The sequence below is a fragment of the Bradyrhizobium sp. USDA 10063 genome (assembly GCF_054063735.1).
The window spans coordinates 1,549,034-1,568,276 of record NZ_JBSSGP010000002.1 but is presented as its reverse complement, the minus strand read 5'-3'; the positions used below and the strand labels follow the sequence as shown (position 1 = coordinate 1,568,276).

At 64.0% G+C, this 19,243-nt stretch carries 20 protein-coding genes; 16 read left to right on the top strand and 4 right to left on the bottom strand.

Going from position 1 to position 19,243, the window contains the following annotated elements:
• Positions 1–233: 233 nt before the first annotated feature.
• From ldtR to ACVJGD_RS09580, 3 genes are all read left to right on the top strand, one after another.
• The gene (gene ldtR / locus ACVJGD_RS09590; RefSeq protein WP_454619426.1) at positions 234–752 is read left to right on the top strand and encodes a transcriptional regulator LdtR; all 519 of its coding nucleotides are present in this window, start codon (positions 234–236) and stop codon (positions 750–752) included.
• A gap of 202 nt (positions 753–954) precedes the next feature.
• A complete protein-coding gene (locus ACVJGD_RS09585) occupies positions 955–1,182 on the top strand; it encodes a hypothetical protein (protein WP_456634127.1) in 228 nt (75 codons plus the stop codon).
• Positions 1,183–1,204: 22 nt separating this feature from the next.
• Positions 1,205–1,426, top strand: a complete 222-nt coding sequence (locus ACVJGD_RS09580; protein ID WP_456634126.1) for a hypothetical protein — start codon at positions 1,205–1,207, stop codon at positions 1,424–1,426.
• 209 nt (positions 1,427–1,635) lie between these two features.
• On the opposite strand, the gene ACVJGD_RS09575 is transcribed toward ACVJGD_RS09580, so the two are convergent.
• The gene (locus tag ACVJGD_RS09575; protein WP_456634125.1) at positions 1,636–2,772 is read right to left on the bottom strand and encodes a DUF3626 domain-containing protein; all 1,137 of its coding nucleotides are present in this window, start codon (positions 2,770–2,772) and stop codon (positions 1,636–1,638) included.
• A gap of 101 nt (positions 2,773–2,873) precedes the next feature.
• Positions 2,874–4,361, bottom strand: coding sequence for an arylsulfatase B (locus ACVJGD_RS09570; RefSeq protein ID WP_456634124.1), 1,488 nt, complete (start codon positions 4,359–4,361; stop codon positions 2,874–2,876).
• Between the two features lie 676 nt (positions 4,362–5,037).
• On the opposite strand from ACVJGD_RS09570, the gene glyA reads away from it, so the two are divergent.
• From glyA to ACVJGD_RS09530, 8 genes are all read left to right on the top strand, one after another.
• Positions 5,038–6,348 (top strand): serine hydroxymethyltransferase, encoded by a 1,311-nt coding sequence (gene glyA / locus ACVJGD_RS09565; protein WP_456634123.1) that lies wholly within the window; start codon positions 5,038–5,040, stop codon positions 6,346–6,348.
• Positions 6,349–6,360: 12 nt separating this feature from the next.
• Positions 6,361–6,843 (top strand): transcriptional regulator NrdR, encoded by a 483-nt coding sequence (gene nrdR, locus ACVJGD_RS09560; protein WP_027580572.1) that lies wholly within the window; start codon positions 6,361–6,363, stop codon positions 6,841–6,843.
• Complete coding sequence (gene ribD / locus ACVJGD_RS09555; protein WP_456634122.1) at positions 6,840–7,991, top strand: bifunctional diaminohydroxyphosphoribosylaminopyrimidine deaminase/5-amino-6-(5-phosphoribosylamino)uracil reductase RibD; 1,152 nt, start codon at positions 6,840–6,842, stop codon at positions 7,989–7,991. Before nrdR ends, ribD begins: the two co-directional genes overlap by 4 nt.
• Positions 7,991–8,599 (top strand): riboflavin synthase, encoded by a 609-nt coding sequence (locus ACVJGD_RS09550; RefSeq protein WP_456634121.1) that lies wholly within the window; start codon positions 7,991–7,993, stop codon positions 8,597–8,599. The genes ribD and ACVJGD_RS09550 overlap by 1 nt, the downstream gene beginning before the upstream one ends.
• Before the next feature lie 172 nt (positions 8,600–8,771).
• The gene (ribH, locus tag ACVJGD_RS09545; protein WP_282530175.1) at positions 8,772–9,263 is read left to right on the top strand and encodes a 6,7-dimethyl-8-ribityllumazine synthase; all 492 of its coding nucleotides are present in this window, start codon (positions 8,772–8,774) and stop codon (positions 9,261–9,263) included.
• A gap of 2 nt (positions 9,264–9,265) precedes the next feature.
• Positions 9,266–9,751: a transcription antitermination factor NusB gene (gene nusB / locus ACVJGD_RS09540; protein ID WP_456634120.1), complete on the top strand. Its 486-nt coding sequence runs from the start codon at positions 9,266–9,268 to the stop codon at positions 9,749–9,751.
• 138 nt (positions 9,752–9,889) lie between these two features.
• Positions 9,890–10,891, top strand: coding sequence for a thiamine-phosphate kinase (thiL, locus tag ACVJGD_RS09535; protein WP_456634119.1), 1,002 nt, complete (start codon positions 9,890–9,892; stop codon positions 10,889–10,891).
• A gap of 215 nt (positions 10,892–11,106) precedes the next feature.
• Positions 11,107–13,227: a sodium-translocating pyrophosphatase gene (locus ACVJGD_RS09530; RefSeq protein WP_456634118.1), complete on the top strand. Its 2,121-nt coding sequence runs from the start codon at positions 11,107–11,109 to the stop codon at positions 13,225–13,227.
• Between the two features lie 171 nt (positions 13,228–13,398).
• On the opposite strand, the gene ACVJGD_RS09525 is transcribed toward ACVJGD_RS09530, so the two are convergent.
• Together ACVJGD_RS09525 and ACVJGD_RS09520 are read right to left on the bottom strand one after the other, a co-directional pair.
• On the bottom strand, positions 13,399–14,406 hold the full coding sequence (locus ACVJGD_RS09525; RefSeq protein WP_456634117.1) for a Bug family tripartite tricarboxylate transporter substrate binding protein: 1,008 nt from the start codon (positions 14,404–14,406) through the stop codon (positions 13,399–13,401).
• 200 nt (positions 14,407–14,606) lie between these two features.
• Positions 14,607–15,083, bottom strand: coding sequence for an outer membrane protein assembly factor BamE (locus ACVJGD_RS09520; RefSeq protein ID WP_456634116.1), 477 nt, complete (start codon positions 15,081–15,083; stop codon positions 14,607–14,609).
• A 107-nt stretch (positions 15,084–15,190) separates the two neighbouring features.
• Here ACVJGD_RS09520 and ACVJGD_RS09515 point away from each other — a divergent pair, with 107 nt between their 5' ends.
• The 5 genes from ACVJGD_RS09515 (at position 15,191) to ACVJGD_RS09495 (ending at position 19,209) form a co-directional block, all read left to right on the top strand.
• The gene (locus ACVJGD_RS09515) at positions 15,191–15,742 is read left to right on the top strand and encodes a ubiquinol-cytochrome C chaperone family protein (protein WP_456634115.1); all 552 of its coding nucleotides are present in this window, start codon (positions 15,191–15,193) and stop codon (positions 15,740–15,742) included.
• On the top strand, positions 15,739–16,350 hold the full coding sequence (locus tag ACVJGD_RS09510) for a YceD family protein (protein WP_456634114.1): 612 nt from the start codon (positions 15,739–15,741) through the stop codon (positions 16,348–16,350). The genes ACVJGD_RS09515 and ACVJGD_RS09510 overlap by 4 nt, the downstream gene beginning before the upstream one ends.
• A gap of 357 nt (positions 16,351–16,707) precedes the next feature.
• Entirely contained in the window at positions 16,708–17,769 is a 1,062-nt protein-coding gene (gene plsX, locus ACVJGD_RS09505; protein ID WP_456634113.1) for a phosphate acyltransferase PlsX, read from the top strand.
• Positions 17,766–18,743, top strand: a complete 978-nt coding sequence (locus ACVJGD_RS09500; RefSeq protein ID WP_456634112.1) for a beta-ketoacyl-ACP synthase III — start codon at positions 17,766–17,768, stop codon at positions 18,741–18,743. Before plsX ends, ACVJGD_RS09500 begins: the two co-directional genes overlap by 4 nt.
• Before the next feature lie 133 nt (positions 18,744–18,876).
• Positions 18,877–19,209, top strand: coding sequence for an integration host factor subunit alpha (locus ACVJGD_RS09495; RefSeq protein ID WP_456634111.1), 333 nt, complete (start codon positions 18,877–18,879; stop codon positions 19,207–19,209).
• The last annotated feature ends 34 nt before the right edge of the window (positions 19,210–19,243 follow it).

Genomic DNA, 19,243 nt, shown 5'->3' with positions numbered 1-19,243 from the left:
CCGATTGTGACAGGGCGCGCAGACGAAGCGTGAACAGGGGCGCTCCACCGTCAATGAAGGGTTGCGAAAAGTCCTTGTTTGACGGGCTTAATCCGCGATTCACTGTCTTAAATTCATGATCTCTTTATTGTCTTATTTAAGCTGATGTTCAAACGGCCCCCTTAAGTTGAACCTATCAGGCGGGACACAAGTTTCGTCGAATAAGTCGATAAAACGACAACAGGGGAAGTGTCATGATCAAAGCCGTTGCCTCAACGGCGGTGGAAACCGCTGATCGCGCCGCCGGCCAGCCGACGGTTCAGTCGCTCTATCTCGAAGCCCTGACTTTGGTGGAGCGGCTGCATCGTCGGCTGCTCGACGTCATCAAGGACGAGTTCGACCGCCGCGGTCGTGCCGACATCAATTCGGTGCAGGCGCTGTTGCTCTACAATATCGGCGACAAGGAATTGACCGCGGGCGAACTGCGCACGCGCGGCTACTATCTCGGCTCCAACGTCTCCTACAATCTGAAGAAGCTCGTCGAGCTCGGCTTCCTCGATCACCAGCGCTCGCGCGTCGATCGCCGCTCGGTGCGCATTCGCCTGACGCCGCAAGGCCAGGAAATCCGCCGCATCGTCGAGGCGCTCTACCAGAAGCACGTCAAGACCGTGGAGCAGGTCGGCGGCATCTCGAACGAGGAGTTCTCGACGCTGAACAAGTCGCTGCACCGGCTCGAGCGGTTCTGGACCGACCAGATCCTCTATCGTCTCTAAGACCTTCAAGACTTCGCCTTCCGATACTTCGCCAGAGCGGCCAAGCCGGCCCCTTAAGAAGACCGGCAAGCCGCCATCCTCCAGCAAGGCGCATCGGCCGTGCCCGGTCGGTGCGCTTCTGTTTTTGGCACTGCAAAAAGAGTTTCGCGGAACTGGGAACCAGTTGCGCCCTCGTGCTTTATCAAAAGCCACGGAGAGCGAGATGCTGGTCGAGCGCGGATTGTGGGCGATGAATGTCGAAGTGGTCGGCGAGGCCTACGCCATTGCCTCCAATTATCTGCGCAGGACCGGCACCATTCCGGATAGTTATGCCACCAACGAGCAATTGCTCACGATCATCGTGCAGATGTTCCGGCGCGGCGAAACCAACAAGATCAAGCTCGCCAACAAGGCGATCGCCGAGTTCGAAGCAGCACAGCTCGTGATCTGATCATTCCCAACCGGAGAAGTAGATGGAAGCCGCGATCGACCGGATCATGCAGACCTATGACCTGCTCGCAAACCGCACCGCCGCGGCGAGCGACGAGGCACGGGCGAAGGTGACGGAATATGTCCGCACCTTGTTCGAAGCGGGCGAGACCGACACGCACCGCTTGACGGTCTGCGGATTGACCTATCTGCGCCAGCTCGACGGCTCCACCGATCATGTGAAGGCGGGGTTTACGGGGCTGTAGTGTAGCGCGAGTTGCAGCCGCACTCTCGCTGTCGCCGTACGCTCCGCTGTCGTCCCTGCGAAAGCACTAGGGCATCTACACCGTGCGATCGGTCTCAAGGGCGTCTAAACGCCTTGCGTCTGCTTTAAGGCGCAAACCGGAAGACTGTGGCTCGTTCTGAACCTCACCGCTTTTGGACCGAAAGCGGCCCGTCGGAGGTGCGTCTGCGCTTAGATACCGCGGCGTTCGGGAGCGGTCCCGTAGTGAACGAGCACATGCCATAACTGTTTCAGATGCTGCAGCGTGTCCTCGCGATTTCCCCAATCCTGCCAAACCTCGGGATGTCGATGCAAAGATGCTGCCGCGCAGCCGATCACTGCGGCATCCAGGGTGCCGTTTATGGCGGCAATGCGCCGCGCGAGACGCGGCATCGCTTCTCCGCGAAAATTGTCCGGCACGTCGAGCACGGCAAGTTGAAATCCGCAGTGCCATCGTAGCGGAATGTCATATCGTCGGGCGATCTCGCCCAATACCGCTCCCGTGTCAGTCAACGCGAATGATGGATCCGCAACCAACAATTCCAGATCGCACCGCAAATCGATCGGCCCGTGTACTTGCGCTTCGATCCCCGTATCAAGCACGCGCCCTGGTTTCTCGGAGGCCGGGTCTTTGCGGGGGTGTGCGAGCTCAAGAAGAATGTTCAGCAGCCGGTGAACGGTGAGCTCCGTAACGCCAAGCGTTGGCGTGCGATAGGGCGGCCATGGCGGACGCGCCATGCCGCCTTTCTCGATCTCCACGAATAGCGCCTCCATAATGCTATCCATATGGTTGAAGGTGCCGAGGCGTTCTGTCGCGTGCGGATCCTCGCTGCCCATGAACGTAAACGAGGTGCGCTCCGCCACGCTCCGCCGCAAGATGAAATAACATGATCCGAAACGGGGGATCGGACCGTCTGGAAAGCGAACAAGTTCGAGCGCGCCATATTTCGGGCGATCTGAATTGTTCACCTCCTCAGCATGGTAAGCACTCGCGAACAACTTTTTCTCCCAGACATCCCGTTCACCACCCGGAAACGCTGAGAGACTACCGCTCGATATTCCGGTCTCGAACTGGTTTCGATATGTACCGTCTTCGAGCAGCGCCTCGGCCACCGTCATGGACTTCGAGCCAAGGCGATCTGGATGGAAATGCAGCACGATGCGTGCATGCTCGCGAATGCACTCCAGTGCCTGGACATATTGGTTGGGATGACAGCCAGAGCGAGCAAGTACATCGGCTATGCGTGCTCGAGCGCCTCCTTGTGCCCGGCGCGCGACGGCCTCGACGTGACGCAGCGCGGCAAGCTGCGGGGTGGACAGACGTGACATGGCGTGATGTTGCCCGTTCATAGTCGTCAGCGGCTCATAACATCGAGATCATGCTTGTGCTAGTGACCCAAGCGGCGGTCTCGGATTGGTTGATCAATCGATCAATCAGCCTGCTCGTAAAAACTCTCCTCGTCGGGTAAGGTGGGAGGTTGGCCAGTCAGGCTCTTGGCAACACCTTTGAAGGTTTCTTGCAGGAACAGCGACTTGGCCATTCCGGCAGCCAATTCGTCGATCCGCTTCCGCAGGTCCTGGACTTTGTCCGGATGCTGGTCTGCGACGTTGAATTTCTCCGACGGGTCTTGGCCCAGATTGAATAGCTCCAGCTTCGACGGAAGCGTCGCTCGCCAGACCAGCTTCCAATCCCCTTTGCGAACCGCCCCGCGGAACATCTCGACGTTGTACACGATCTCGTCGCGCGGCGACGGTTTACCGTCACGGATCGTCGGCCAAACGTCGAGGCCATCGAGGGGCTTGCTCTTGCTGTGGCTCGCACCGGCAAGCTTGAGCAGGGTCGGGTAGTAATCCACGACGTGGATCATCTCATCCACGACGGTCCCTGGCTTGATCTTGCCGGGCCAGTTGATAATGGAGACGACGCGCGTGCCCCCTTCGTACAGCGACCCCTTGCCCCCGCGGTACGGCCCGTTGTCGGCGGGAAGGCGCCCCTTCACCTCGGTCTCACCGGCCAACGCGGCCGACTGGTTGCCGCCGTTGTCGCTGTGGAAGATGATAATCGTATTCTCGCGCATGCCGCGCTTCTCCAGCGCTTGCACGACCCTTCCGATCTGATCGTCCATGGCCGTCACCATCGCCGCGTAAGTGCGGCGGTTGGGATCACTGATATCCCGGTACTGGTCGACGTATTCTTGCGGGGCCTGATACGGGGTGTGCGGTGCCGTGAAGGCGAGGTCGAGGAAGAGGGGTTTTTTCGGATCCTGTCTGTTGATCAAACGAACGGCGTCGTCTCCAATCAGGGTGGTTACATAGCCCTTCTCCGCCACCGGTCTATTGTTCCGATACCAATCCTTTACACCGTGAACCGAATGGGTGAAGTAGTCGATCTCTCCGAGCTGCGCGCCATATTGATAGTCGAACCCGCGCTGCATCGGCCAGAACTCGCGCTTGGCGTGCCCAAGGTGCCACTTGCCCAGGATTGCGGTCGTGTAACCCGCCTCCTTGAGGGCTTGCGGCAGCAGCCACTCGTCGGTTGGAAGGCCCCATGTTTGTGCTGCCGGGATGACCAAGGTTTGCAAGCCGTAGCGCAGGGGATAGCGACCTGTCAGCATCGCTGCCCGCGTAGGGGTGCACATCGGCCGGACATAGAACTGATCGAGTATCGCCCCGGTCCGTGCGAGTTGATCGATATTCGGCGTCTTGATCTCGGAACCGCGAAATCCGACGTCTTTCCAACCAAGATCGTCCGCCAGGATGTAAATGATGTTGGGGCGAGGAGCATCCGATTGCGCGAGTGCCGGTGTTGCTGCCACCAGCGAGCCCACCAGCAGCATCAAGGTGAAGGCAGAGGCAAATCGCGGCCGTGCTGAAGCAGCGTTTGGGTTAGACCGGTGGGTGCTCGAATCGAGTGTCATGCACGCCCCCATTTGCAGCCCCTATCGTACCAAGCGGGACCTGACCGGCAAACAGCGTATCTGCAAAGCGATCCGGCACCAGATGGATTCCGGTGTGGGTCATTCGCGACGGGGTGAGCCAGCGGCAAGCCGGGGTATCGTCCCATATGCCGCTAGAAGCGGAAGTGAGCTATCCTACCGCGACGCAACCGCAGCGAACACAGCGAACGCGATGACAGAGTCCGTTACCAACCGTGAAGGTCTCGGGGTTGTAGACGCCCAGCCACCCTGTGCGCTGCTTGCCGGTCGCCGGGTCGGTCTTCGCGCGTCTCCGGACGATGCTTCGCATCGCCTTGAGAACCATGAGGCCTCCGTCTCGCCCGTGGCCTATCCCTCGAGACGCCGCTTACGCGGCTCCTCGGGATGAGGAATCCGTGTCCTGTGCTTGCGGCTCGATGGATTCCGGGCTCGCGCTCATGCGCCCCGGAATGACAGAGGTGGCGGCGGGCGAACGATGGCCAACCGCGGAACTGGCAAACCGCGGTGGGGCCACCATATCTGGCATAATTATCGGGCGCCTACCGCAACCGCTTGGCCGGCACCCGGCGATGTGGTAACGCTCACCGACCAGCTTCGACCGCCCACAATTGACCGACCGCATCCTCTAAAGGCTTGCGGCGGTGGAGATATTTCGCCGATGACCTCTTCCTCCACGAGCGCCAAATCCGGTTCCGCGCCTGATTCCTTCTTCAGGGCGTCCCTTGCCGAGGCCGATCCCGAGATCGCCGATGCGATCAAGGGCGAACTGGGCCGGCAGCGCCACGAGATCGAGCTGATCGCTTCCGAGAACATCGTCAGCCGCGCGGTGCTGGAAGCGCAGGGCTCGGTGATGACCAACAAATACGCGGAAGGCTATCCGGGCGCGCGCTACTATGGCGGTTGCGAGTGGGTCGACGTTGCCGAGACGCTGGCGATCGAGCGCGCCAAGAAACTGTTCGGCGCGAAGTTCGCCAACGTGCAGCCGAACTCCGGCAGCCAGATGAACCAGGCGGTGTTCCTGGCGCTGCTGCAGCCCGGCGACACCTTCATGGGCCTTGACCTCGCAGCCGGCGGCCATCTCACCCACGGCTCGCCCGTCAACATGTCCGGCAAATGGTTCAAGGCCGTGCACTACACGGTGCGGCGCGAGGACCAGCTCATCGACATGGATGCGGTGGCCAAGCAGGCCGAACAGGTCAAGCCGAAGCTGATCGTTGCGGGTGGTTCGGCGTATTCGCGCGCCTGGGACTTCAAGCGCTTCCGCGAGATCGCCGACAGTGTCGGCGCCTATCTCATGGTCGACATGGCGCATTTCGCGGGCCTCGTTGCCGGCGGCGTGCATGCTTCACCGGTGCCGCATGCGCACGTCACGACCACGACGACGCACAAGTCGCTGCGCGGCCCGCGCGGCGGCCTGATGCTGTGGAATGACGAGACGCTGACCAAGAAGCTCAACTCGGCGATCTTCCCGGGCCTGCAGGGCGGTCCCCTGATGCACGTGATCGCGGCCAAGGCGGTCGCGTTCGGCGAGGCGCTGCGGCCGGACTTCAAGGTCTACGCCAAGAACGTGGTCGAGAATGCCAAGGCGCTGGCGGAAACGCTGCGCGGCCATGGGCTCGACATCGTCTCCGGCGGCACCGACAACCATCTGATGCTGGTCGACTTGCGGCCCAAGGGGCTGAAGGGCAACGTGTCCGAGAAGGCCCTGGTTCGCGCCGCCATCACCTGCAACAAGAACGGTATTCCCTTTGATCCGGAGACGCCGTTCGTCACCTCGGGCCTCAGGCTCGGCACGCCGGCGACCACGACGCGCGGCTTCGGCATCGCCGAGTTCAAGGAAGTCGGCGGCATGATCGCGGAAGTCCTGAGCGCGCTGCAGCAGTCGGAGGACGGCAAGGCGCCGCTGGTGGAAGCCGCGATCAAGGAACGCGTGAAGGCACTGACCGACCGCTTCCCGATCTATCAATAAGGAAATCGGCAGATGCGCTGCCCGAGCTGCAACAGTCTGGATACGCAGGTCAAGGACTCGCGTCCGACCGAGGATTCGGCTGTGATCCGGCGGCGGCGCGTCTGCATCACCTGCAATTTCCGCTTCACGACATTTGAGCGGGTGCAGCTCCGCGAATTGACGGTCATCAAGCGCAACGGCCGTCGCGTGCCGTTCGACCGCGACAAGCTGGTGCGCTCGCTGCAGATCTCGTTGCGGAAACGGCCGGTGGAGACCGAACGTTTGGAGAAGATGGTGTCCACCATCGTGCGGGAGCTCGAAAGCAGCGGCGAGGCCGAGGTTTCCTCCGAGGCCATTGGCGAGATCGTGATGGAGCATCTGCGCCAGCTCGACGATGTCGCCTATGTGCGCTTCGCCTCCGTCTACCGCAACTTCCGCGAGGCCAAGGATTTCGAGGCGGTGCTCGGCGAGCTCACCAGCGAAGACGACCCGCGCATCGCGCAGTTCCGAAAATGATCTTCCGCATTCTGGAAGACAAGCTCGCCGCGCAAGCCGAACAGTCGAAGGCCGCCGATCTGCGGTTCATGCAGCTCGCGCTGATGCTCGGCCGGCGCGGGCAGGGCCGCACCTGGCCGAATCCGGCGGTCGGCGCGGTCGTGGTCAAGGATGGTGTCATCGTCGGACGGGGCTGGACGCAGGCAGGCGGCCGGCCGCATGCCGAGCCGGAGGCGCTCCGGCGCGCGGGCGAAGCGGCGCGCGGCGCCACGCTCTATGTGACGCTCGAACCGTGCTCGCATTTCGGCCGCTCGCCGCCGTGCGCCGATGCGGTGATCGCCGCAGGCATCGCGCGCGTGGTGTCGGCGATCGAGGATTCCAATCCGGATGTCGGCGGCCAGGGCCACGCGCGCTTGCGCGCGGCGGGCATCGCGGTCGATGTCGGACTATGCGCGGCGGAGGCGGCGCGCCACCATGCCGGTCATTTCCGCCGCGTCCGTGACAAGCGCCCGCATGTGCTGCTCAAGCTCGCGGTCTCCGCCGACGACAAGATCGGCGCCGCCGGCCACCGGCCGCTGGCGATCACCGGAGACGTGGTCCGGACGCGGGTGCATCTGCTCCGGGCGGAGAGCGATGCGATCCTGATCGGGATCGGCACGGCGCTGGCCGACGATCCGGTTTTGACCTGCCGCCTGCCGGGCATGGAGGCGCGTTCGCCGGTGCGGGTGGTGCTCGACCGCGCGCTACGCCTGCCGGGCGACAGCCGCCTGGTGCATTCGGCGCGCGAGACGCCGCTATGGGTGATGACGTCAGAGCTTGCCGAAGCACCGGCTGCGATGAAGCTGGGTGCCGCCGGCGCCCAGGTGATCCGCGTCGCGGACGCGATCTCGCCGCCGGGACTGGATCTGCTCGCGGTACTGCATGCGCTGGCCGAGAAGGGCATCACGAAAGTGATGGTCGAGGGCGGGGCGCGGGTGGCGTCATCCTTGGTCGCGGCTGATCTGGTCGACGAAGCCTGGCTGTTGCGTGCACCAGAGGCCGTGGGCGCCGACGGCGTGCCCGCGCTGGACGCATTGCCGCTCGCCGCGATCACGCGGTCGCACGCCTTCAAGGTTCGTGCTAGCGAGACGCTCGGAAAAGATACTCTTACCATTTACGAGCGCGCTTGATGTTCACGGGCATAGTCACAGATGTCGGCGAGATCACGAGCCTGACACCCACGGCGCAGGGGCAGTTGCACCGGCTGCGGATCGCCTGCCGTTACGATCGCGCGACCATCGCCGACGGCGCCTCGATCGCCTGCAATGGCGTGTGCCTGACGGTGGTCGCCTCCGGCATCGACAGCGGCAAGACCTGGTTCGATGTCGATGCGGCCGCCGAAACGCTTGGGCTAACCACCGCCAAGCACTGGCGTGCTGGAACCAGGCTCAATCTGGAGCGGGCGCTGAAGATCGGCGACGAACTCGGCGGCCATATCGTGGCCGGCCACGCCGATGGCATCGCCACCGTCACCTTGCGCGAGGATCTGCCTGACATGGCGCGGTTCGTGCTGCGAACCACGCGGGATCTGGCGCGTTTCATCGCGGTCAAGGGTTCGATCACGCTGGATGGTGTGTCGTTGACGGTGAATACGGTCGATGACGTCACATTTTCGGTGCTGATCATCCCGCATACTCTCACGGTCACGACAATCGGCGGTTGGCATGCGGGCAGCGAGGTCAATATCGAGGTCGACCTGATGGCCCGCTACGCGGCGCGGCTGACGGAGATGAAGTGACGGCGGCCCTTGGCACAGGCGGCGCCTGCGCCTAAAACGCCCGGCTAATTCCTCATGGTGAGGAGGCGCGAAGCGCCGTCTCGAACCATGAGGCCCGGACGCATCTCATCCTTCGAGACGCGGCCTCCGGCCGCTCCTCAGGATGAGGGCCAGGTGTGAATGGAAAGATGTTATGGCAGACGCACGGCGTGCACCGCTGAAGGACCAGACCGACATTTCCGGCGCGCGTGCGCTGATCGTCGAGGCGCGGTTCTATGACGATATTCAGGATGCGCTTCTGGAGGGCGCGGTCGCGGAATTGAAGGCTGCGGGCGTCGGCTACGACGTCATCACGGTTCCCGGCGCGCTGGAAATTCCGGCGGCGATCGCGATCGCGATCGATGCCGCCGAGAAGAACGGCAAGCCTTATGATGCGGCGGTCGCGCTCGGCTGCGTGGTGCGCGGTGAGACCATCCATTTCGAGATCGTGTCGATGGAGTCGTCGCGCGGCCTGATGGACCTCGCGGTGAACAGGAAGTTTCCGCTCGGCAACGGCATCATCACCGTCAACACCGAGGAACAGGCCTGGGCGCGGGCGCGCGCCAATGACCTGAACAAGGGCGGCGACGCCGCGCGCGCGGCACTCGCGATGCTGCGGATCAAGCGCCGGCTGGCGAAGGGCTGACCATGGCGGAGATCAAGAAGCCATCGGACAGGAAGGCCAACCGCCGCGGCGCCGCGCGGCTGGCGGCCGTGCAGGCGCTCTACCAGATGGACATCGCCGGTGCCGGGCTCAACGATGTGTTCGCGGAGTTCGAGAGCCACTGGCTCGGCAACGAGGTCGAGGGTGAGAAGTATCTGCCGGCGGAAGCGGCGTTCTTCCGCGACGTCGTTTCCGGCGTGGTGCGCGACCAGGCCAGGCTCGATCCGCTGATCGACGAGGCGCTGTCCAAGGGCTGGCCGCTGAAGCGGATCGACGCAATCCTGCGCGCGGTGCTGCGGGCGGGCTCCTACGAGCTCGAGCATCGCAAGGACGTGCCGGGCCGCGTCGTCGTGTCAGAATATGTCGACGTCGCGCATGCGTTTGTGGAGAAGGACGAGACCGGCATGGTGAATGCGGTGCTCGACCAGATTGCCCGCCAGTTCCGGGCCGACGAGTTCGTGCGTGGGTAGCCCACGCACTCTGCCGTCATCATCCGCGAATGCGGATGATCCAGTAAACGGCGGCGGTTGTGCTGGATCACGGGCGGCGCGGAATACTGGATCGCCCGGTCAAGCCGGGCGATGACGGCTGAGGAGACGTCGGGCGGCATGGCAAGCGGACCGAGCAACCCATCCGGCGAGGACTCGCTGATCGCGCGCTACTTCAAGCCGCTCGCGAAGGATCCGGGCGCGTTCAATCTCGATGACGATGCGGCGGCGTTGCGGGCAGGGGGTGACGATATCGTCGTCACAACAGATGCGATCGTCGAGGGCGTGCATTTTCTGGCAGGCGACCCGCCCGCAACGGTGGCGCGCAAGGCGCTGCGGGTCAATCTCTCCGATCTGGCGGCCAAGGGGGCTACGCCTGCCGGTTTCGTGCTGACGCTGGCGCTGCGTGCCGCTGACGATGCCTGGCTCAAACCGTTCGCGCACGCGCTTGGCGAAGACGCAGCACAATTCGGCTGTCCGCTGCTCGGCGGCGATACGGTCTCCACGCCCGGGCCGGTGATGATCTCGGTCACCGCGTTCGGGCGCGTGCCGCACAGTAAGATGATCCACCGCAGCGGCGCGCGGGCAGGGGACCGCGTCGTGGTCACGGGCACGATCGGCGATGCCGCGCTCGGGTTGAACCTGCTGAAGGCCGGGCCGGCCGCTTCAGCGCTTGCGAGCGACGAGGCCGGGCGCGAGATGCTGACCGGCCGCTATCGCGTGCCGCAGCCGCGCAATGCGCTCGCCAAGGCGGTGCGCGACTACGCCAGCGCCGCGATGGACGTATCCGACGGGCTCGCCGGCGATCTCGCAAAGCTCTGTGCGGCTTCCGCCGTCTCGGCCGTGATCGACGTCCAGAGCATTCCACTTTCGACGCCGGCGGCGGCACTGCTGGCGCGCAAGGTCGTCGGCATCGAGGCCCTGATCTCGGGCGGCGATGACTACGAGATCCTCTGCGCGATCCCCGGGGATCGCATGGCGGCCTTCGTGCAAGAGGCCAAGCGCGCAGGCGTGGCCGTGACCGCGATCGGCGGTATCATCGCAGGCTCCGCACCTCCGAGCTTCCTCGACTCGCAGGGCCGGGAACTGGCCCTCAAGCGCCTGTCCTACAGCCATTTCTAGAATAGGCCGAGAAAGCCACCCCTCAGACTAAATAGCTGTCCGGAATCGTCCGTTTTGGCGTCGCGCGGCGTTGCGCTGCGAAAGCGATTTTGGCAAGGTCGCGACCGATTGTGGCTACCCTTTTGGGCAGGGTGGACCGCTTAATAAGCGCCTGCCGCATCCCGCGGAAAAAACCAGGGCGTGGGGATACATCAAGGATCTGAGGCAGAATTCCAATGACAGCATTATGGTTGATCGTGCTCTGCGGGATACTTTCCGTTGTCTACGCGGTCTGGGCTACTTCTTCCGTTCTGAACGCAGACGCGGGCAGCCCGCGTATGCAGGAGATTGCCGCGGCGGTGCGCGAAGGCGCGCAGGCGTATCTGCGGCGCCAATACACGACGATCGGCATCGTCGGCGTGGTGATCTTCATCCTGCTGGCCTACTTCCTTGGGCTCCTGGTCGCGATCGGCTTTGCGATCGGCGCGATCCTGTCGGGCGCGGCCGGCTTCATCGGTATGAACGTCTCGGTCCGCGCCAACGTCCGCACCGCGCAGGCGGCGACGAAGTCGCTCGCTGGCGGTTTGGAGCTGGCCTTCAAGGCCGGCGCGATCACCGGGCTCCTGGTCGCGGGCCTGGCGCTGCTCGGCGTCACCATCTACTTCGCCTACCTGACCAAGGTTGCGGGGTTCGCGGCGGATAGCCGCACCGTGATCGACGCCATGGTGGCGCTCGGCTTCGGCGCCTCGCTGATCTCGATCTTCGCCCGTCTCGGCGGCGGCATCTTCACCAAGGGCGCCGACGTCGGCGGCGACCTCGTCGGCAAGGTCGAGGCCGGCATCCCCGAGGACGATCCGCGCAACCCGGCGACCATCGCCGATAACGTCGGCGACAATGTCGGCGACTGTGCCGGCATGGCCGCCGACCTGTTCGAGACCTATGCGGTGACCGCGGTCGCCACCATGGTGCTCGCGGCAATCTTCTTCGCGAAGTCGCCGATCCTGGTGAACATGATGACGCTGCCGCTCGCGATCGGCGGCATCTGCATCATCACCTCGATCATCGGCACCTTCTTCGTCAAGCTCGGTGCCAGCCAGTCGATCATGGGCGCGCTCTACAAGGGCCTGATCGCGACCGGCGTCCTGTCGCTGATCGGCATCGCCGGCGTGATCTACACCCTGATCGGCTTCGACAAGCTGCCGGGCGTGGACTATTCCGGCCTGGCGCTGTTCGAATGCGGCGTGGTCGGTCTCATCGTCACCGCGCTGATCATCTGGATCACCGAATACTACACCGGCACCGACTATCGCCCGGTGAAGTCGATCGCCTCCGCCTCGGTGACCGGCCACGGTACCAACGTGATCCAGGGGCTGGCGATCTCGATGGAGGCGACCGCGCTGCCCGCGATGGTCATCATCGCCGGCATCCTCATCACCTACAGCCTTGCCGGCCTGTTCGGTATTGCGATCGCGACCGCGACCATGCTGGCGCTGGCCGGCATGATCGTCGCGCTCGATGCCTTCGGCCCGGTCACCGACAATGCCGGCGGCATCGCCGAGATGGCCGGGCTGCCGAAAGAGGTGCGCAAGTCGACCGACGCGCTGGACGCGGTCGGCAACACCACCAAGGCGGTGACCAAGGGCTATGCAATCGGCTCCGCCGGTCTCGGCGCGCTGGTGCTGTTTGCGGCCTATAACCAGGACCTCAAATTCTTCACCAGTGACTCCGCGAACCACGCTTATTTCAACGGCGTCAATCCGGACTTCTCCCTCAACAATCCCTATGTGGTGGTCGGCCTGCTGTTCGGCGGCCTGTTGCCGTATCTGTTCGGTGCGATGGGCATGACCGCTGTCGGCCGCGCTGCCGGCGCGATCGTGGAAGAGGTGCGGCGCCAGTTCCGCGAGAAGCCCGGCATCATGCAGGGCACCGACAAGCCGGACTACGGCAAGGCGGTCGACCTGCTGACCAAGGCGGCGATCAAGGAGATGATCATCCCATCGCTGCTGCCGGTGCTGTCGCCGATCGTGGTCTACTTCCTGATCTACGCGATCGCGGGCGGCGGTGCGGCCGGCAAGTCGGCGGCATTCTCCGCGGTCGGCGCGATGCTGCTCGGCGTCATCGTCACCGGGCTGTTCGTGGCGATCTCCATGACCTCGGGCGGCGGCGCCTGGGACAACGCCAAGAAGTACATCGAGGACGGCCATTATGGCGGCAAGGGCTCCGATGCCCATAAGTCCGCCGTGACCGGCGACACCGTCGGCGATCCCTACAAGGACACGGCGGGACCGGCAGTGAACCCGATGATCAAGATCACCAACATCGTGGCGCTGCTGCTCTTGGCGATCCTGGCGCACTGAGCGGCGCGAGCGGAGCGAAAACCCCGCGGCGTTGGCCGCGGGGTTTCTGTTTCGAGAGCGTCAACCGCTCTCACCGCGTCATTGCGAGCGGAGCGAAGCAATCCATGTCGCAACGAGCGGGGAGATGGATTGCTTCGTCGCTAACGCTCCTCGCAATGACGGCGGCGGAAGTTACTTCACCTCCATCTGCAGGCCTTCCTTCTCGATGATGGCGGCGAATTTCTTGGTCTCGGCGTCGACGAAATCGGTGAACTGCTGCGGCGTGCCGTAGTCGGAGCGGGCGCCCATGCCGGCGATGTTCTTCTTGACGTCGTCGCGCTCCAGCATCGCCTTTATCTGGCGGTTGAGTTCGTCCACGATCGGCGCGGGCGTGGCCTTGGGCAGGAACACGCCGAACCAGGACGAGACTTCGAATTTCGAAAGCTCCGGCGCGCTCTCGCGCATGGTCGGCAGTTTTGGCGCGGAGTCGCTGCGCTCGGTCGTGGTGACGCAAAGCCCGTTGAGCTTGCCGTCCAGCACCTGCGGCAGCGACGGATAGAGGTTGTCGAACAGGACCTGGATGTCGCCCGCAAGTCCCGCCTGCAGCGCGGGGCCGGCGCCGCGGAACGGCACATGCGTCATCTTCAGCCCCGTGAGCTGCAGGAACCAGGCGCCGGTCAGATGCGGGCTCTGGCCGGTCCCTGAGGAGCCATAGGTGAGCTTGTCCGGATTGGCCTTCAGATAGGCGATCAGTTCGGGGATCGACTTGATGCCGGTCGACGGATGCGCCGAGACGATGTTCGGGATCCGGATCATATTGGAGACCGGCTGTAGCTGATCCTGCTTGTAGCTGAGGTTCTTGAAGATCGAATAGGCGATCGCGTTGGGACCGGGATTGCCGACCAGGATGGTGTGGCCGTCGCCCTTGTTGCGGACGACTTCGGCGGTGCCGATGGTGCCGCCGGCGCCGGAGCGGTTCTCCACGATCGCCGACTGTCCCCAGGCGGTCTGCAGATGCGCCGCGAGCAGGCGGCCCATCACGTCGGTGGAGCCGCCGGCGGCGGCCGGCACGATCAGGCGGACGGTCTCGGTCGGCCGCCAGTCGCCGGCCCCGAGGCTCGCGCGCGGCACGATGGCGGCGGCGGAGACGGCCGCGGTGCCCGTCAGCAGGCGGCGGCGGGAAAGCAAGGTTCGGCTCACGTATTCACTCCCTGATTTGACCTTGTTTTCAGGGAGCGTAGGGGACCGCAGGGCGATCCTGCAAGCGACGACTTAAGCGACGACTTGGCGCAGCCTTGGATTCTTGTTTTGACGCGTTTTCTGCGCAGATAAGTCTACGCAATCTGCGTAAACTTGATTGCTATGCGAACCGGTATCCACTTCGCTCGAAAACGCTTTGGCTAGTTGAAGCTCAGCAGCTTGAACAGCGGCGTCAGGTAGCTGAGCTCCTGGCCCGAGGTCGGCGTGGTGCGGCTGACGAAGTCAAAGATCTTGCCGTCCTGCAGGCCGTAATTGGCGATGCGGCGGACGGTGCGGTTCTTGTCGAAATAAACAGCGATCACGCGCTGGTCGACCACCCGCTGGTTCATGAAGGCGACCGGGCGCTCGGTGCGCTGGGAGATGTAATAGAACACCTCGCCGTCCAGCGTCGCGACGGTGGAGGGAGTGCCCATCACGATCAGCACCTGGTCCTGGCTCGCGCCGATCGGGATCTGCTCCAGCGCGCCCTGCGGCAGGATGTAGCCCTTCTGGAATTGTTCGCCGGTGCAGGCGGCAAGCAGCACGCAGACGAGGCCGATGGCCGCCGCGCCGCGGCAGCGCGCTAGCACGCCGCGTGAGAACGACACGCGTGGGCTGGTCTTGTTGGCTTCGGTCATTGGCGGAACTGATCCGTCCCCTTGCGTCGCGCGAGGCGTTGACGTACCGGGCACGGCTGAGGATTGCAACAGAGGCGGGCGCTTTGGGCCCGCGGGCGGAACCCACAATGCTTTGGCCGTTCAATCACTTCAAGAAACCCCGGCTACCCCCGCGCGGCACCATCGAGACCATCTATGGCATGATCGTGACGCAGGCGCGAGAACCGGTGTTTTACCGTGAGTTCGCAGTCGCGGACACGGTTAACGGCCGATTCGACCTGCTGTTGATGCATTTGTGGCTGGTGCTGCGGCGCCTCCGGGCGGTGGAAGGCGAATCGGGCCTGTCGCAGGCGCTGTTCGACCGCTTTTGCGAGGATATGGACGACAATCTGCGCGAAATGGGGGTCGGCGACCTCACGGTGCCGAAGCGGATGAAGGCGTTCGGCGAAGCCTTCTACGGCCGCTCCGTGGCCTACGACCTTGCGCTCACTGATGGTCACGAGGCGCTGGCAAACGCATTCTGCAAGAATATCTTCAACGGGGACAAGATCGAGAACGCACGGCTGCTCGCGACCTATGCCGAGCGCGTGGCGGCCGTGCTTGACGAACTCGACGCGCCGGCGCTGTCGGGCGGATCGTGGAAGTTTCCAGTGCCGGAGCAGGTGGGCGCGGCTCAATGAACAGGACGACCGAGACAGACAGGCCGCATCCTTCGCGTGATCCTTGGCGCGCGCTGGTCGCGGTGGCGCAGGTGCCGGACACCGGCATGCACCGCGACATCGTCGCCGATCCGCGCCAGCGCCAGGCCCTGGCCGATATCGCGGGCCTGCGCGAGATTCTTTCTGCGCAGGCCTCGTTCGACGTCACGCCGAAGAGCGGCGGTCGCTTCCATGTCGCCGGCTCGGTGCGCGCCCGGGTCGGGCAGACCTGCGTGGTGACGCTCGAGGAGATCGAGAACGACATCGACGAGGAGATCGACCTGATCTTCGCCCCGCCGGAGCAGATCCCGCAGATGGCCGCGCTGGCGGAGGAGGCCGAGCGCAGCGACGCCGAGATTCCCGACCCGCCGGAGCCGATCGAGAACGGCATGATCGATCTCGGCCGGCTCGCGACCGACGCGCTGTTCCTGGGGATCGATCCTTATCCGCGCAAGGCGGATGCCGTGTTCGAGCCGGTGGTCGAGGCCGCCGACCCCGAGGATCACCCGTTTGCCGCGCTGAAAGCGCTGCAGCCTGCGCCGAAAGCGCCCGGTGGAAGCCAGCCCAAAGGGAAATCCAAGGGGAAATAGGCGCCGGCTAAAGTGGATTGTGAGCCCGAACCATCGTGTGAAGCCGATCCGTTGCAATCTCGTAGATATAAGATAAGATATTGAATCGCTTGATGTATCTTGCGTATCTGCCTCCCCGTTCCCACCAACCCCCGGCCGGCTGGCAAAGCATGGTGAAGAGGTTGTGTCAGAACGGGGACAGGTTATTGTCGCGCCCGGCCGGGCGCCGTTGCCTCCGGCCGGGCATCGCGACTGCGATGGACATCGCTGACCGCGATAGACATCGCTGAGCGCGATGGACATCGCTGACGGCGGTGGCTTTCAAACGGGTGGCCAGTCTGCTTCAAGGCGGCCAGAGAGCAGGTTTCCGGGACGTTCATGCCTCAAAAGGTTCGAATCGCGCTTGACGCCATGGGCGGCGATGTCGGCGCATCCGTCGTCGTCCCCGGCGCGGCGATTTCGCTCGCTAGGCATCCCGGTACCGAATTCTTGCTTTTCGGCGACAGCAAGCTGATCGAAGCGGAATTGGCCAGGCATCCTGCACTGAAGGCGGCCTCGCGCGTTATCCATACCGATGTCGCCGTCAGCATGGACGACAAGCCGAGCCAGGCGCTCCGGCGCGGCCGCAAGACCTCCTCGATGTGGCTTGCGATCGACGCGGTGAAGCACGGCGAGGCTGACGTCGCGGTTTCCGCCGGCAACACCGGCGCGCTGATGGCGATGGCGCGGTTCAACCTGCGCATGCTGCCGGGGATCGACCGCCCGGCGATCGCGGCGGTGTGGCCGACGCTGCGCGGGGATTCCGTCGTGCTCGACCTCGGCGCGTCCATCGGCGGCGATGCGCACCATCTGGTTGCGCTCGCGGTGATGGGCAGCGCGATGGCGAGCGTGCTGTTCAACATCGAGCGGCCGACGGTCGGATTGCTCAATATCGGCGTCGAGGAGATGAAGGGACACGAGGAGATCCGCGAGGCGGCCGAACTGCTCAGGGCGATGAACCTGCCGCAGCTCAATTATCTCGGATTCGTCGAGGGCGACGGCATCGGCAAGGGCCTGGCCGACGTCATCGTGACCGAGGGCTTCTCCGGAAACATCGCGCTGAAGGCGGCAGAAGGCACCGCGCGGCAGATGTCCGAATTCCTGCGCAACGCCATGTCGCAGAGCCTGTTGTCGCGGATCGGCTACCTCTTTGCGCGCGGCGCCTTCCAGGCGCTACGCAACAAGATGGACCCCAACAAGTCCAACGGCGGGGTGCTGCTGGGCCTGAAGGGCCTGGTCGTGAAAAGTCACGGCGGGATCAGCGCCGAAGGCTTTGCCTATGCCGTCGATGTTGGCTATGAGATGGCCCACTACGATCTCCTCACCAAGATCAATCAGATGCTCAACCGCGACGGCAGCGCGCTGGCCTCAGCGCAGACCGCGCAGGAGGCTGTCTCGTGACTGCGATACGATCGGTCGTGCTCGGCTGCGGCTCTTACCTGCCGGAGCGGGTCCTGACCAATGCCGAACTGGCCACCCGGGTCGATACGTCGGACGAATGGATCGTACAGCGCACCGGCATCAGGGAGCGGCATATCGCCGCCGAAGGGGAGTTCACCTCTCATCTCGGCATCAACGCCGCGCGTGCGGCGCTGGCGAATGCCGGCCTCGATCCGCAGGATATAGACCTGATCGTGCTCGCGACCTCGACGCCGGACAATACGTTTCCGGCAACCGCGGTTGCGGTGCAGAACGGGCTCGGCATCACCCATGGCGCGGCTTTCGACCTGCAGGCTGTGTGCTCCGGCTTCGTCTTCGCGCTGGCGACCGCCGACAACTTCCTGCGCACGGGCGCCTACAAGCGGGCGCTGGTGATCGGGGCCGAGACCTTCTCGCGCATCCTCGACTGGAACGACCGCGGCACCTGCGTGCTGTTCGGCGACGGTGCCGGCGCGGTGGTGCTGGAGGCGCAGGAGCAGCCGGGCAAATCGTCCGACCGCGGCGTGCTGACCACGCATCTGCGCTCCGATGGCCGCCACAAGGCGAAGCTGTTCGTCGATGGCGGCCCGGGATCGACTCAGACGGTCGGCCATCTGCGGATGGAAGGCCGCGAAGTGTTCAAGCACGCGGTCGGCATGATCACCGACGTGATCGTCGACGCCTTCAACGCCACCGGTACCAGCGCCGAGGATATCGACTGGTTCATCCCGCATCAGGCCAACAAGCGGATCATCGATGCTTCGGCGCACAAGCTTCATATTGCGCCGCAGAAGGTGGTGCTGACGGTCGATCGCCACGGCAACACCTCGGCGGCATCGATTCCCTTGGCGCTATCCGTTGCGGTGAAGGATGGACGCGTGAAGAAGGGCGATCTCGTGCTGTTCGAAGCGATGGGCGGCGGCTTCACCTGGGGCTCGGCGCTCGTTCGCTGGTGAGGCGCGCAATCAAAAAAGACACATCCCTGACGTTTTTCGGCAGGCTGCTGCATTATCGCCACTGTTGACCATCGCCTGCTAACCTCCTAATTTCAGGGGACAAATTTTGTTCGCCGAGAGTGCGGGGCAGGCGATGACCGGAACCGGTAAAACAGTCACACGAGTCGATTTGTGCGAGGCGGTCTACCAAAAGGTGGGATTGTCGCGCACTGAATCGTCGGCGTTCGTCGAACTCGTCTTGAAGGAAATCACCGATTGCCTGGAAAAGGGCGAAACGGTGAAGCTGTCGTCCTTCGGCTCCTTCATGGTGCGCAAGAAGGGCCAGCGCATCGGACGCAACCCGAAGACCGGCACCGAAGTGCCGATCTCGCCGCGGCGGGTGATGGTGTTCAAGCCGTCGGCGATCCTGAAGCAGCGGATCAACGGCAACCACGGGTCGACCAACGGCGAAGGCAAGAGCGAATAATTCCTTCGCGGATAAGTCCTGCTTGGGCGCGATG

Coding starts and splice junctions, on each gene's coding strand:
- ldtR (WP_454619426.1), top strand. CDS start 234: ATGATCAAAGCCGTTGCCTCAACGGCGGTGGAAACCGCTGATCGCGCC.
- ACVJGD_RS09585 (WP_456634127.1), top strand. CDS start 955: ATGCTGGTCGAGCGCGGATTGTGGGCGATGAATGTCGAAGTGGTCGGC.
- ACVJGD_RS09580 (WP_456634126.1), top strand. CDS start 1,205: ATGGAAGCCGCGATCGACCGGATCATGCAGACCTATGACCTGCTCGCA.
- ACVJGD_RS09575 (WP_456634125.1), bottom strand. CDS start 2,772: ATGTCACGTCTGTCCACCCCGCAGCTTGCCGCGCTGCGTCACGTCGAG.
- ACVJGD_RS09570 (WP_456634124.1), bottom strand. CDS start 4,361: ATGACACTCGATTCGAGCACCCACCGGTCTAACCCAAACGCTGCTTCA.
- glyA (WP_456634123.1), top strand. CDS start 5,038: ATGACCTCTTCCTCCACGAGCGCCAAATCCGGTTCCGCGCCTGATTCC.
- nrdR (WP_027580572.1), top strand. CDS start 6,361: ATGCGCTGCCCGAGCTGCAACAGTCTGGATACGCAGGTCAAGGACTCG.
- ribD (WP_456634122.1), top strand. CDS start 6,840: ATGATCTTCCGCATTCTGGAAGACAAGCTCGCCGCGCAAGCCGAACAG.
- ACVJGD_RS09550 (WP_456634121.1), top strand. CDS start 7,991: ATGTTCACGGGCATAGTCACAGATGTCGGCGAGATCACGAGCCTGACA.
- ribH (WP_282530175.1), top strand. CDS start 8,772: ATGGCAGACGCACGGCGTGCACCGCTGAAGGACCAGACCGACATTTCC.
- nusB (WP_456634120.1), top strand. CDS start 9,266: ATGGCGGAGATCAAGAAGCCATCGGACAGGAAGGCCAACCGCCGCGGC.
- thiL (WP_456634119.1), top strand. CDS start 9,890: ATGGCAAGCGGACCGAGCAACCCATCCGGCGAGGACTCGCTGATCGCG.
- ACVJGD_RS09530 (WP_456634118.1), top strand. CDS start 11,107: ATGACAGCATTATGGTTGATCGTGCTCTGCGGGATACTTTCCGTTGTC.
- ACVJGD_RS09520 (WP_456634116.1), bottom strand. CDS start 15,083: ATGACCGAAGCCAACAAGACCAGCCCACGCGTGTCGTTCTCACGCGGC.
- ACVJGD_RS09515 (WP_456634115.1), top strand. CDS start 15,191: ATGCTTTGGCCGTTCAATCACTTCAAGAAACCCCGGCTACCCCCGCGC.
- ACVJGD_RS09510 (WP_456634114.1), top strand. CDS start 15,739: ATGAACAGGACGACCGAGACAGACAGGCCGCATCCTTCGCGTGATCCT.
- plsX (WP_456634113.1), top strand. CDS start 16,708: ATGCCTCAAAAGGTTCGAATCGCGCTTGACGCCATGGGCGGCGATGTC.
- ACVJGD_RS09495 (WP_456634111.1), top strand. CDS start 18,877: ATGACCGGAACCGGTAAAACAGTCACACGAGTCGATTTGTGCGAGGCG.